Source organism: Roseiterribacter gracilis (assembly GCA_018332375.1).
Classification (GTDB): domain Bacteria; phylum Pseudomonadota; class Alphaproteobacteria; order BOG-932; family Roseiterribacteraceae; genus Roseiterribacter; species Roseiterribacter gracilis.
This window is the reverse complement of sequence record BOPV01000001.1, coordinates 2,459,655-2,471,735: the sequence shown is the minus strand read 5'-3', so window position 1 is coordinate 2,471,735 and position 12,081 is coordinate 2,459,655. Positions and strand designations below refer to the sequence as shown.

Here is a 12,081-nt window from a genome sequence, read left to right as displayed (position 1 = left end):
GGCCGTGGCGATTCAATTCTGTTCCTGATTCGGACCGAGCGCGCAGCCGATGGCCGGCCATTCCAAGTTCAAAAATATTCAGCACCGCAAAGGCGCGCAGGATTCCAAGCGCGCCAAGCGGTTCAACAAGCTCGCCCGTGAAATCACGGTGGCGGTGAAGCAGGGCATGCCCGACCCGCAGTACAATCCGCGCCTGCGCGCGGCGCTGGCTGCTGCGCGCGTGCAGAACATGCCCAAGGATCGCATCGACCGCGCCATCAAACAGGCGTCGGGCACTGAAGGCGCGATCTACGAAGCGGTGCGTTACGAAGGCTACGGACCGGGCGGCGTCGCGCTGATCGTCGAAAGCCTGACCGACAACCGCAATCGCACCGCCGCCGAAGTGCGCAGCGCCTTCACCAAGCTGGGCGGCGTGCTGGGCGAAACCAATTCGGTGTCGTTCCAGTTCGCGCATGTCGGCCAGTTGCTCTATCCGGCCAAAGTCGCCAGTGCCGACGCGATGTTCGAAGCCGCGGTCGAAGCCGGCGCCGACGACGTCGAGTCCGACGGCGAGACCCACGAAATCACCTGCAGCATCGAAGCCTTCGCGCAGGTGCGCGACGCGCTGGAAGCGAAATTTGGCGGCGCCGACGGCGCCGGCCTGGTGTGGAAGCCCACCGTCTTCTCGACGCCGTCGGAAGAACAGGCGACGTCGCTGCTCAAGCTGATCGACGTGCTCGAAGACAATGACGACGTGCAGAGCGTCGCGGCCAACGCCGAATTGTCGGACGAGCTCGCGGCGCGGCTGGCTGGGTAGAGATGCGCATCATCGGCCTCGATCCCGGTCTGCAAGCGACCGGTTGGGGCGTGATCGAAGCTGCGGGCAATCGGCTGACACATGTCGCGCACGGCATCGTGCGCACCACGACCGACGCGACGCTTGCGATGCGGCTCGCCTTCTTGTCGTCATCTTTGGCCGAATTGATCGCCACACACGCACCTGAAGAAGCGGCGGTCGAAGAAGTGTTCGTGAACGTCAATCCGGCCTCGACCTTGAAGCTCGGCATGGCACGCGGCGTCGTGATGCTGGCGCCTGCCGCGGCAGGCCTGCCGGTCGCCGAATATGCCGCGACCCTGGTCAAGCAATCCTGCGTCGGCACCGGCCGTGCCGACAAAGCGCAAGTCGCGATGATGGTGTCGCGCCTGCTGCCCGGCTGCAAAGCAACCGCCGACGCGGCCGACGCGCTGGCCGTCGCAATCTGTCACGCACATCACCGGCAGACGCAGCAGAAGTGGAATCCCTCTCCCCTCGGGGAGAGGGAGGGGCCCGCGAAGCGGGAGGGTGAGGGGGCTGTCTCCACCGAGGCGAAGCGCAAGCCGCCCTGGGGCGAGACCGCACGTGCGCGCACGCTGCGCACCAACGCGACGACCGCTGAAAAGCTTCTGTGGCAGAAGCTTCGCGCTGATCAACTCGGTGTGAAGTTTCGCCGCCAGGAACCCATTCTCGAATACACAGCAGACTTTGTCTGTCATCAGCACCGCTTGGTCGTCGAACTCGACGGCGAACAACACGCGGGCTCGCAACACGACGTGGCGCGCGATCGTCGTTTGCAAGCTGCGGGCTTCCGCGTGCTTCGTTTCTGGAACGATGAGGTGTTCGGCAACATCGACGGCGTACTGACCAAGATCGCCGCTGCGATGGCCCCCTCACCCCAACCCTCTCCCCGAGGGGAGAGGGAGGTATCATGATCGGCAAGCTCACCGGCAAGATCGACACGATCGGTACCGACAACGTCATTCTGGATGTTGGCGGCGTCGGCTACATCGTCGCTTGTTCGACGCCGACCTTGGCGCGCTTGGTCGTAGGTGCGCCCGCGTCGCTGCTGATCGAAACCCGCGTGCGCGACGAGATCATGGCGCTGTACGGCTTTTTCGACGCGGCCGAACGCGACTGGTTCAAGCTGCTGACGACGGTGCAGGGCGTCGGCGCCAAAGTCGGCCTGTCGATCCTGTCGGCTGTGCCCGCCGACAAGCTTCAGCTCGCCATTGCCAGCGGCGACAAAGCCTCGGTGCAACGTGCCGATGGCGTCGGCGCCAAGCTGGCGCTGCGCATTGTCACCGAACTCAAAGACAAGGCCGGCTCGATCGGCGTCACGTTCGAGCCGATCGCACGCGGCAACGCATCTGAGCCGGTGCACAACACGCCGACCAACGACGCAGTCTCGGCGCTGGTCAATCTCGGCTATGCGCGTGCCGACGCCTATGGCGCGGTCGCAGCCGCGGCGAAGAAGCTCGGTGACGGCGCAAATCTGGGCGCGTTGATTCCGGCGGCGCTGAAAGAACTCAGCGCATGAATGACAGCGCTCGCCTGATCGATCCTGCGCGCGACAGCGACGACATTGATTCCATGGTCCGGCCACAGACGTTGGCCGAATTCGTGGGGCAGGCGCAGGTGCGCGAAAATCTTGCCGTGTTCGTGCAAGCCGCGCGCGCCCGCGAAGAAGCGCTCGATCACGTTCTGCTGCATGGTCCGCCCGGCCTCGGCAAAACCACGTTGGCGCAGATCGTGTCGCGCGAACTTGGTGTCGGGTTTCGCGCCACGTCGGGCCCGATCCTGGCCAAGGCCGGCGATCTGGCGGCGATTCTCACGAACTTGCAGCCGCGCGACGTGCTGTTCATCGACGAGATTCATCGCCTCGCACCCGCGGTCGAGGAAGTTCTCTATCCCGCGATGGAAGATTTCCAGCTCGATCTGATTATCGGCGAAGGGCCGGCGGCGCGTTCGGTGCGCATCGATCTGCCGCCGTTCACCTTGGTTGGCGCAACCACGCGCGCTGGTCTGCTGGCGACGCCGTTGCGCGACCGGTTCGGCATTCCGTTGCGGCTCGATCTGTACGAGACCGCCGATCTGACAAGTATTGTTGCGCGCGGAGCGCGCGTCTTAAAAGTTGAGCTGACATCGGACGGCGCCGCCGAAATCGCGCGCCGCGCACGCGGCACGCCGCGCGTTGCGGGACGTCTGCTGCGCCGTGTGCGCGACTTCGCAGCGGTTGCAGGCACCGCGGTGATCGACGCCAAGGCCGCCGACGCAGCGTTGGCGCGGCTCGACGTCGATGCGCGCGGGTTGGATGCGATGGACCGGCGCTATTTGCGCTGTATCTCCGATCACTATGGCGGCGGTCCGGTCGGCGTCGACACCTTGGCGGCGGCGCTGGGCGAACAGCGCGACGTGCTGGAAGAAGTGGTGGAACCCTATCTGATCCAACAAGGCCTAACGCAGCGTACGCCGCGCGGCCGCATGTTGTCGGATTCGGGTTATCGCTATTTGGGTCTGCCGGTGCCGTCGACGCCGACGCGCCAGCTCGATCTGTTGGCGGGTGCGCCCGATGTCTGAACATCACTTTCCCGTGCGCGTGTACTGGGAAGACACCGACGCTGGCGGCGTCGTGTACTACGCCAATTATCTGAAGTTCGCCGAACGCGCGCGCACCGAGCTGGTGCGCGAACGCGGTTTGGATCAACGCGCGATGGCCGAGCGCGACGGCGTCTGGATCGTTGTACGTCGCGCGTCGCTGGATTATCGCGCGTCGGCGCGGCTGGGCGACGAATTGACCGTAGCGACCGAGATTTTGAATACGAGTGGCGCGCGCGTGCGTTTGGCGCAGCACGTACGTCGCGGCGAAGAGCTTTTGGTTGAAATCGGGTGCGAGCTGGCGGCGATTGGCCGCGACGGCCGTCCGGTTCGTTTCCCGCCCGCGCTGGTCGCGGCGTTCGCATAAGTTAGAGAGAAGGACGAAGTCATGGATCCGACGAGGGCTGTCGACGCGGCGCAGTTGGGCGGCAACGCGGCGGTGCACGATCTGTCGATCGGTGCGATGTTCATCAACGCCGACATCATCGTGAAGCTGGTGATGATCGCGCTGCTGATCGCCAGCGTGTGGAGCTGGGCGATCATCTTTGAGAAAACCATCCGCCTGCGCCGGCTGAAGGCAGCGGCGGACGCGTTCGAAGACGCATTCTGGTCGGGCGGCTCGCTCGACACGCTGTACGAACGCGCGATCAAGAAGATCAAAGACCCGATGACGGCGGTGTTCGCCGCCGGCATGCGCGAATGGAAACATGCGAGCGAGCGCGGCCTGGCGCCCGGTCACGAAGTGCGCGCCGGTCTGCAGCAGCGCATCGACCGGGTCATGGCGGTCACGATCGCGCGCGAAATGGGCTCGGTCGAAAAGTCGATCGACGTGCTGGCCTCGGTGTCGTCGACGGCGCCCTTCGTCGGCCTGTTCGGCACCGTCTGGGGCATCATGAATTCGTTCAACTCGATCGCCGCCAGCCAGAATACCAGCCTCGCGGTCGTGGCCCCTGGCATTGCCGAAGCCTTGTTCGCGACGGCGGTCGGCCTGGTCGCGGCGATCCCGGCCTCGGTCGCCTACAACAAATTGTCGAACGCGGTGGCGAATTACGGGGACCGGTTGGACGCATTTTCGTCGGAATTCAGCGCCATCCTCTCCCGTCACCTTGAGGAGAAGCACTGATCATGGCGATGGCGACCGCGGGACGCGGCCCCAAGCGCGGCGGCAAATATCGCCGCCGGCCGCTGGCCGAGATCAATGTGACGCCGATGGTCGACGTCATGCTGGTGCTGCTCGTCGTGTTCATGGTGGCGGCACCGATGATGACCAACGGCGTGCCGGTGGACCTGCCAAAAACCAATGCGCGCGCGATCAGCAACAATGACGACAAGCCGCTTGAGATCAGCGTCGACAAGGCCGGCGACGTCTATCTGATGCAGACCAAGGTCGACATCGACTCGCTGGTCCCGCGCCTGACCGCAATCGCGGGCGCCAACAAAGAAGCGCGCATCTATCTGCGCGGCGACAAAGGCATCGACTACGGCAAGATGATGCAGGTCCTGTCCAGCATCACCAATGCCGGCTTCAGCAAAGTCTCGCTGGTTTCGACGCCGGCGCCGGACGCGAAAAAGAAGTGATGACTGTAAGGCCCCATCTGGCGTTGACGCTGCTCGCCGTCGCGACTTCGTCGATGGGCGCGTCCGCGGCTGAGAAACAGATTGTGCCGGCGATCACGCTGATTGACGACGATACGGTGCAGTTTGCCGGCGAGCGTATTGCGGTGGGCGCGATTCCGATCTGGAACCAGCGCCACAACGGCGCCATGTGCCCAGGCAACGACGCGCGTTTGTTCGGCGGCATCCGCGCCGTTGCCGACGACAATGCGATTCGTCGCGCCGTGAAAATGCTGAACGAAGCCGGCTGCAAGCGTGTCGCGCTTGTTACCGAAGAGCTGGTGCGTTGAACGATGCGCCGCTCGGTTTGGTTTTCCATCGGTGTGCATGCGGCGGTGATCGTGCTCTGTCTGGTCGGGTTGCCGTTCCTGCACTCGAAGCCGGTCGAGCTGCCGCCCCCGGTGCCGGTCGACATCGTGTCCGACGTACCGACCACGACCAAAGTCGCCGAGCCGACGCCGAAGCCAAAAGATCCGACGCCGGAACCGCCCAAGCCGGTGCCCGAATTCAAGCCGCCGCCCGCACCCAAAGTTGCGGAAGTGCCGTCGCCCGAGCCGCTGCCGACGCCCGATATGCCGAAGCTGGAAAAGGCCGCACCGCCGCGCGATCCGCTGGCGATGAAGATGCCCGATCTGGCCAAGATCGAGCCCGACCAGAACAAGCTCGAAATGCCGAAGATCGAGCTGAAGAAGAAAGAAGAGCCGAAGAAGCCGGCGCCCGATATGGATTCGGTGCTGAAGAATTTGTCGAAGCTGCAGCCGTCGCCGCAGAAGACAGATCAGCCGACCAAAGAAAAGACCGCGCCCGTACAACAGCAACAAAGTGCGATCGCGCAGGTTGCGCAGCAAATGAGCGCGGGCGAGATGGACGCGCTGATTCAGCAGCTGGGCAAATGCTGGAACATTCCGGCCGGCGCGCGCGACGCGCAGAACTTAAACGTCGATATCCGCATTCAGGTGAACCCGGACCGAACCGTGCGGTCGATCGATATCGTCGACAAGGCACGCTATGGCTCGGACGGGTTCTTCCGCGCCGCTGCCGACGCTGCGGTGCGCGCGCTGCGCAGCCCAGCCTGTTCACCGTTGGCCTTGCCTCCGGACAAGGCTTCGTTGTGGAAAGACATGGTGATCGGCTTCAACCCCAAGGAAATGCTCGGATGAATCTTTTCCGATCGCTCGCATTCGCCGTCGTGGCCCTGCTGGCTGCTGCCGCACCGGCGCATGCCGAGGTTCGTGTCGACGTGAATCGCGGGCGTGCAGCGCCGCTCCCGATCGCGATCACCAATTTCGCCGGCGATCCGGCGGGTGCCGACATTGCGCGCGTGATCACCAACGATCTCGCGGGCTCGGGCCTGTTCAAGCCGCTCGATCCCGCGTCGTTCATCCAGACGCCGGAGCAGATTCAGCAAAAGGGCGTGGAATACGCCGCCTGGAAGCCGCTCAACGTGCCGGCGCTGGTGACGGGCCAGGTCGTGCCGTCGGGCGACGGCCGTATCCGCGTCGAATTCCGCCTGCACGACGTGTTCGCGGGTGCATCCAGCGCCAGCGGCGGCCAGATCATCGGCACCGCCTTTACAACGGCGCCGCAGAATTGGCGCCGCACCGCGCACATCATTGCCGACACGATCTACAAGCAGCTCACCGGCGAGAGCGGTTATTTCGATACGCGCGTCGTCTATGTCGCCGAAAGCGGCCCCGGCGAACGCCGCATCAAGCGTCTCGCGATCATGGATTATGACGGCGAGAATGCGCGCTACCTGACCGACGGTTCGCAGCTTGTGCTGACGCCGCGCTTTTCGCCGACCGCGGCGGAAGTCACCTACATGGCGTTCGGCAACGGCAAGCCGCGCGTGTTCCTGTTCAACGTCGACACGCAGAAGCGCGAGCTGCTCGCCGATCTGCCGCAGATGACCTTCTCGCCGCGCTTCTCGCCGGATGGGAACAGCGTCGTCTTCTCGATGTCCGAGAATGGCCAGACCGACATCTATGTGATGGATCTGCGCTCGCGCCAGATTCGCCAGCTGACGCAGACGCCGTCGATCGACACGTCGCCGTCGTATTCGCCCGACGGTTCGAAAATCGTCTTCGAATCCGATCGCGGCGGTACGCAGCAGCTGTACGTGATGTCGGCGACCGGTGGTCCGGCTAACCGCATTTCGTTCGGTGACGGGCGCTATGCCGGCCCGGTCTGGTCGCCGCGCGGCGACCTGATCGCCTTCACCAAGCAACAGGGCGGTCAGTTCTTTATCGGCGTGATGAAGCCCGACGGCAGTGGTGAGCGTCTGATCACCCAGGCGTTCCACGTTGAAGGCCCGACCTGGGCCCCGAACGGACGCGTGCTGATGTACTTCAAAGAGCGGCCGGGCCCGCGCGGCAAGACTGCCCGCCTCTACACGATCGACGTTACCGGCCAGAACGAACGCGAAGTTCTCACCCAGAGCGACGCGTCCGATCCGGCCTGGTCCGGCCTGTTGCCGTGACCGCTACTCGGGATTAGGACCAACGATGAAATACGAAAGACCAAAGGAGTCGCGTTCCATGTGGAAGACCTCGTTTGCCGTGCTGGCCCTGGTGCTGGTGCTCGGCGGCTGCTCGTCGAAGAAAGACAGCGCAACTGATTCGACCTCGACGACGGGCGCCGGTGGCGTCGGCAGCGGCATCGACCGCGGCGCTGTCGGCCCGGGCACGCAGGCCGATCTGGTCGCCAATGTCGGCGACCGCGTCTTCTTCGAACTCGACCGGTCGGACATCACGCAGGAAGGCCGCGCGACGCTCGGCCGTCAGGCTGAATGGCTGAAGAAATATTCGAACGTGAGCATCACGATCGAAGGCCATGCCGACGAACGCGGCACGCGCGAATACAACCTCGCGCTCGGCGAACGTCGTGCAACCGCGGTGAAGAACTATCTCGTCGCCAACGGCATCCCGTCGTCGCGCATCCAGACGGTCAGCTTCGGCAAGGAGCGTCCGGCTGTGTTGGGTTCGGATGAAGCCTCGTGGGCGCAGAATCGTCGCGGCGTCACCGTCGTCGGTGGTCCGAGCTCGTAATGCGTCGTCTGCTGCTCGCCCTTGCGTTCGTCTTTGCAGCGGTTCCTGCGTTCGCGCAGGAATCCGCACTGGCTGGTTTCGAGCTGCGTTTGCAGCAGCTCGAAGCGCAGATCCGGCAACTGACGGGACAGGTCGAGCAGCAGCAATTTCAGATCCGCACGTTGCAACAGCAGCTCGAGAAAAGCCGACAGGATCTCGAGCTGCGCGTCGGCGACATCGAAACGCGCGGCGGCGCTGCGCCCGTAGCACCAATTGCCTCGCAACCGTCGCCGATCATTCCGCTGCCGGCGCCCAGCACCGCGGTCAATCCGGGTGTGGTTCCGCCGACGCAGATCATTCCGTCGCAAACCGTTCCCGGCGCGCAACGTCCTGCAGCGGTTGCACCGCCGCCGGTTGGTGCTCCGCCGGCGGTAACGCCGGGTACTGCACCTGCAACGTCGCCGACGGTCGGCGTGTTGGGGCAGACGCAACCAACGCCGAAACCGGTGACGGCCGAAGCGTCGTACGAACAGGCCTACACGCAGCTCACCAACGGTGATCCGGCGGGCGCCGAAGTCTCGTTCAAACAATTCATCGCCGCGCATGCCAACGATCCACGCGCACCGAACGCGGCCTATTGGTTGGGCGAGACCTATTATGTGCGCCAGCAATGGCAGCAGGCAGCCGTCGCGTTCGGCGACAGCTACAAGAAATATCCGACCGGCCCGAAAGGTGCGGACTCGCTGCTAAAGCTCGGCCTGTCGTTGGGTCAGTTGAAACAGAACAGCGACGCATGCACCGCGCTGTCGCAACTCGATCGCCAATATCCGACCGCAAGCGCCAACGTGAAGCGCGCTGCGACGCAGGAACGGTCGCGTCTGAAGTGCTGACCGCGGCAGCAATTGATGCTGCTGAATTTGACGGTCTGCTCGCAACGCTCGGCCCGTTCGAACCCGCGCCACATCTCGCCGTCGGTGTGTCCGGCGGCGCCGACAGTCTGGCGCTGACGCTGCTTCTCGACGAATGGGTTCGTGCGCGCGGCGGCATGGTGCACGCGTTCACGGTCGATCACGCGCTGCGCGATGCATCTGCTGCGGAAGCGGCGCAGGTCGGTGCGTGGCTTGGCGCGCGCGGCATCGCGCATACGGTGCTGCCCTGGACTGGTCCCAAACCCGCCACTGGATTGATGGAAGCGGCGCGCGATGCGCGGCGCGACCTGTTGACGCGCGCCTGCCGCGAACGCGGCCTGCTGCATCTCTGCCTCGGCCATCACCAGGACGATCAGGCCGAGACGGTTCTGCTGCGTCTCGCCAAAGGCAGCGGCGTCGACGGGTTGGGCGGGATGGCACCGCTGACCGAGACGCCGCATGTCCGTCTGCTGCGCCCCTTGCTCGACCAACCCAAGGACCGGTTGCGCGCGACCTGCGTCCGGTTCGGCCAGAAAGTGATCGAGGATCCATCCAATTTCGACCCGCGCTTTGCCCGGCCGCGGCTGCGCGCGGTGGCCGAGGCGCTGGGCGAAGAAGGGCTGGGTGCGGCCGCTTTGTGCGCCACAGCGGCACGCGCCCGGGCGGCCGCGGCGGCGCTTGCGGCGGCGACCAGCCAGCTTTTGGCGCGGCGGGTCACGATTGGCACCGACGGCGTTTATTTGAATCGCGGTGATTGGCTGGACGAGCCGGTGGAATTACGGCTGCGCGCCTTGGCCGCTGTGCTGGCGCGCACCGGCGGGCGGACTCCGGCACCAAAGCGGGAGAAACTGGCGTCTCTGGATCGTTCTCTTGCCGAACCAGCCTTTCCCGGCGCCACGCTTGGCGGGTCCAGGATCAGCCCGGCAGGGAGCGACGGCGTGATTTTCTTGCCCGAACTGGGCCGCGCTGCCGAACCACGGCCGCTCACTGCCGTTGCAGGTGCGGTTGTCTCAGGATTCCGGAACATTATCTGAGGACCTGCGCGTATAGTCGGCCGGTCGGCGCGAGACGCGCGAGGAGAGTGCGACGTGAGTAATTTCGGTAAGAACCTGCTGCTCTGGGCCATGATCGGCGTTCTGTTGCTGCTGCTGTTCCAGCTGTTCCAGAACCAAGCCGGCACGACCCCGAATACCTCGCTCGCTTTCTCGGAACTGCTGGCCGACGCCAAAGCGGGCAAGATCGCCGACGTGACCATCAAAGGCTCGACGGTCACCGGTCACTACGCCGACACGCGCGTCTTCTCGACGTACGTCCCGGAAAAGATCGACGTCGCGACCAAGCTCGCTGACGCTGGCGTGCGCGTCGTCGCGCAGCCGGACGACAGCAACGGTCCGACCATCTTCAGCGTGCTGCTGTCGTGGATGCCGATGCTGCTCGTGTTCGGCGTCTGGATTTACTTCATGCGCCAGATGCAGTCGGGCGGCGGCAAGGCGATGGGCTTCGGCAAAAGCCGCGCGCGCCTGCTGACCGAAAAAGCCGGACGCGTCACGTTCGAAGACGTGGCAGGCATCGACGAGGCGAAGCAGGAACTCGAAGAAGTCGTCGAGTTCTTGAAGGACCCGCAGAAATTCCAGCGACTGGGCGGCAAGATTCCGAAAGGCGTTTTGCTGGTTGGCCCGCCCGGCACAGGTAAGACCTTGATCGCACGCGCAGTCGCGGGCGAAGCCAACGTGCCGTTCTTCACCATCTCCGGTTCGGACTTCGTCGAAATGTTCGTCGGCGTCGGCGCAAGCCGCGTGCGCGACATGTTCGAACAGGGCAAGAAGCACGCGCCCTGCATCATCTTCATCGACGAAATCGATGCGGTCGGTCGTCATCGCGGTGCCGGCCTCGGCAACGGCAATGACGAGCGCGAACAGACGCTCAACCAGTTGCTGGTCGAGATGGATGGGTTCGAAGCGACCGAAGGCGTGATCCTGATCGCTGCCACCAATCGTCCCGACGTGTTGGATCCGGCGCTGCTGCGTCCGGGCCGCTTCGACCGTCAGGTCGTGGTGCCGAACCCCGATGTCGGCGGTCGCGAAAAGATCCTCAAAGTCCACATGCGCAAAGTGCCGATCGGTCCCGACGTCGATCCGCGCACGATTGCGCGCGGCACGCCGGGTTTCTCGGGCGCCGATCTCGCCAACCTCGTCAACGAAGCCGCACTGCTTGCAGCGCGCGGCGGCAAGCGCGTGGTCGGCCAGTGGGAATTCGAGCAGGCCAAGGACAAGGTCATGATGGGCGCCGAACGGCGCTCGATGGTGCTGACTGAAAAAGAGCGCGAACTCACCGCGTATCACGAAGCGGGTCATGCGCTGGTCGGTCTGTACGTGCCCGAACACGATCCGCTGCACAAAGTGACGATCATCCCGCGCGGTCGCGCGCTGGGCGTCACGATGAGCCTGCCGGAACGCGACAAATTCTCGATGTCGAAGATCGAGATGGAATCGCGCCTGGCGTCGATGTTCGGCGGTCGTGTCGCGGAAGAGCTGATCTTCGGTGAAGAGCAGGTGACGACGGGTGCCGCCAGCGACATTCAGCAGGCGACCAACATTTCGCGCCGCATGGTCACCGAATACGGCATGTCCGAGAAACTCGGCCGTGTGCGGTACAGCGCCAACGAACAGGAACTGTTCCTGGGTCACTCGGTGACGCAGACGCAGAACATCTCGGAAGAGACGGCCAAGCTGATCGACGCCGAAATCCGTCGACTGGTCGAAGCGGCTGAATCGACCGCGCGCAAAATTCTGGTCGAGCACATGGACCAGTTGCACAAGGTCAGCCAGGCGTTGCTCGAATATGAAACGCTGTCGGGTGATGAAGTGCGGGCGTTGGTGCGCGGTGAAGACATCGTGCGCGACGAACCGCCGGAAACACCGTCGCGTCCGGCAGCACCGCCGCGTCGCGGCTCGGTGCCCACCGGCGGCCGCAAGGCACCGCCGAGCGGCCCCGGCCTCGAACCGACACCGGTTGGATAGTTTCCGACCGGGTTGCCCCCGGTAACGAACGGCCCCGCTGGAAACAGCGGGGCCGTTTCGTTTCGAGCATGACCCGATCGGATCGGGTCATGCTCTCCTTTTTGTTTGACGGTTTTCCCTCC

Annotated in this window: 14 protein-coding genes; all 14 read left to right on the top strand. The window is 64.5% G+C overall.

Features of this window, described 5'->3' with window-relative positions:
• The first annotated feature begins 49 nt into the window (after positions 1 to 49).
• From TMPK1_RS12145 to ftsH, 14 genes are read left to right on the top strand one after another with little or no spacing between them, the layout of a single operon-like run.
• Positions 50 to 796 (top strand): YebC/PmpR family DNA-binding transcriptional regulator, encoded by a 747-nt coding sequence (locus tag TMPK1_RS12145; RefSeq protein WP_420243279.1) that lies wholly within the window; start codon positions 50 to 52, stop codon positions 794 to 796.
• A 2-nt stretch (positions 797 to 798) separates the two neighbouring features.
• A complete protein-coding gene (gene ruvC / locus TMPK1_RS12140) occupies positions 799 to 1,728 on the top strand; it encodes a crossover junction endodeoxyribonuclease RuvC (protein ID WP_420243278.1) in 930 nt (309 codons plus the stop codon).
• Entirely contained in the window at positions 1,725 to 2,333 is a 609-nt protein-coding gene (gene ruvA / locus TMPK1_RS12135) for a Holliday junction branch migration protein RuvA (RefSeq protein WP_420243277.1), read from the top strand. The genes ruvC and ruvA overlap by 4 nt, the downstream gene beginning before the upstream one ends.
• A complete protein-coding gene (gene ruvB / locus TMPK1_RS12130; protein WP_420243276.1) occupies positions 2,330 to 3,373 on the top strand; it encodes a Holliday junction branch migration DNA helicase RuvB in 1,044 nt (347 codons plus the stop codon). The genes ruvA and ruvB overlap by 4 nt, the downstream gene beginning before the upstream one ends.
• On the top strand, positions 3,366 to 3,758 hold the full coding sequence (ybgC, locus tag TMPK1_RS12125) for a tol-pal system-associated acyl-CoA thioesterase (protein WP_420243275.1): 393 nt from the start codon (positions 3,366 to 3,368) through the stop codon (positions 3,756 to 3,758). The genes ruvB and ybgC overlap by 8 nt, the downstream gene beginning before the upstream one ends.
• A 21-nt stretch (positions 3,759 to 3,779) precedes the next feature.
• Positions 3,780 to 4,514, top strand: a complete 735-nt coding sequence (tolQ, locus tag TMPK1_RS12120) for a protein TolQ (protein WP_420243274.1) — start codon at positions 3,780 to 3,782, stop codon at positions 4,512 to 4,514.
• A 2-nt stretch (positions 4,515 to 4,516) separates the two neighbouring features.
• Positions 4,517 to 4,969: a protein TolR gene (tolR, locus tag TMPK1_RS12115; protein WP_420243273.1), complete on the top strand. Its 453-nt coding sequence runs from the start codon at positions 4,517 to 4,519 to the stop codon at positions 4,967 to 4,969.
• Complete coding sequence (locus TMPK1_RS12110) at positions 4,969 to 5,295, top strand: hypothetical protein (protein WP_420243272.1); 327 nt, start codon at positions 4,969 to 4,971, stop codon at positions 5,293 to 5,295. Before tolR ends, TMPK1_RS12110 begins: the two co-directional genes overlap by 1 nt.
• A 3-nt stretch (positions 5,296 to 5,298) precedes the next feature.
• Positions 5,299 to 6,165, top strand: a complete 867-nt coding sequence (locus TMPK1_RS12105) for a hypothetical protein (protein ID WP_420243271.1) — start codon at positions 5,299 to 5,301, stop codon at positions 6,163 to 6,165.
• Positions 6,162 to 7,484, top strand: coding sequence for a Tol-Pal system beta propeller repeat protein TolB (tolB, locus tag TMPK1_RS12100; RefSeq protein WP_420243270.1), 1,323 nt, complete (start codon positions 6,162 to 6,164; stop codon positions 7,482 to 7,484). Before TMPK1_RS12105 ends, tolB begins: the two co-directional genes overlap by 4 nt.
• Before the next feature lie 58 nt (positions 7,485 to 7,542).
• Positions 7,543 to 8,052 carry a peptidoglycan-associated lipoprotein Pal gene (pal, locus tag TMPK1_RS12095; protein WP_420243269.1) on the top strand — a complete coding sequence of 170 codons (510 nt, stop codon included), beginning with the start codon at positions 7,543 to 7,545 and terminating at the stop codon, positions 8,050 to 8,052.
• On the top strand, positions 8,052 to 8,921 hold the full coding sequence (gene ybgF / locus TMPK1_RS12090) for a tol-pal system protein YbgF (protein WP_420243268.1): 870 nt from the start codon (positions 8,052 to 8,054) through the stop codon (positions 8,919 to 8,921). The genes pal and ybgF overlap by 1 nt, the downstream gene beginning before the upstream one ends.
• Positions 8,915 to 9,973, top strand: a complete 1,059-nt coding sequence (gene tilS / locus TMPK1_RS12085) for a tRNA lysidine(34) synthetase TilS (protein ID WP_420243267.1) — start codon at positions 8,915 to 8,917, stop codon at positions 9,971 to 9,973. The genes ybgF and tilS overlap by 7 nt, the downstream gene beginning before the upstream one ends.
• 54 nt (positions 9,974 to 10,027) lie before the next feature.
• A complete protein-coding gene (ftsH, locus tag TMPK1_RS12080) occupies positions 10,028 to 11,959 on the top strand; it encodes an ATP-dependent zinc metalloprotease FtsH (RefSeq protein WP_420243266.1) in 1,932 nt (643 codons plus the stop codon).
• Positions 11,960 to 12,081: the final 122 nt, after the last annotated feature.